This is a genomic window from Zobellella denitrificans, assembly GCF_002237365.1.
Lineage (GTDB): Bacteria > Pseudomonadota > Gammaproteobacteria > Enterobacterales > Aeromonadaceae > Oceanimonas > Oceanimonas denitrificans.
Genome location: NZ_NMUO01000208.1, coordinates 1 through 662, shown reverse-complemented (window position 1 = coordinate 662; position 662 = coordinate 1). Strand labels below are relative to the sequence as shown.

Annotated in this window: 1 protein-coding gene; it reads left to right on the top strand. The window is 57.9% G+C overall.

Annotation, left to right across the window (positions count from 1 at the left end):
* On the top strand, nt 1-662 hold a 662-nt coding region (locus CGX12_RS19400), incomplete at both ends, for an ISAs1 family transposase (RefSeq protein WP_142995729.1).

Sequence of the window (662 nt, the reverse complement as noted above, 5' to 3'; positions counted from 1 at the left end):
GGCAACGGCGTGGTCATGGGCCAGTTGAAAACCGATGCCAAGTCCAATGAAATCACGGCCATTCCAGCATTGCTCAAGCTGCTGGATATCAAGGGGTGCCTGGTGTCCATTGATGCCATGGGCTGTCAGACTGACATCGCCGGCACCATCGTCAAGCAAGGCGGAGACTACCTGCTGGCGGTCAAGGGTAACCAGGAGCTGTTGCACCGCGCGGTTCAGCAAGCACTCCGACCGTTCCACTCGGCAGCCACCGACCCCGTCAATGTGACGGTGGAGAAAGGACATGGTCGCATTGAGGCCAGGGAATACCATGTTCTTGCTGCCGGTGACGTGGCCAGCCAGTTCCCGGAGTGGAGAGGCCTGAAAACCCTGGGTGTGGCCATCGGCTATCGCCTGGAAAAATCAGGCAAACAGTCCCTCGAATACCGCTACTACATCAGTTCGGCGGAACTGGACCAGGCTCGCTTCGCTGCCGCAGTGCGGGACCACTGGCGGATCGAGAACAGCCTGCATTGGGTGCTGGACGTGTCGATGAACGAAGATGCTTGCCCCATCTATCGAGGTGAAGCGGCTGAGATTCTGTCTTGCATGCGTCACCTGGCGTTGAATATGTTGCGAGCAGAAACGACGAAGAAAGCCAGCATCCGGCGAAAGCAGAAGAT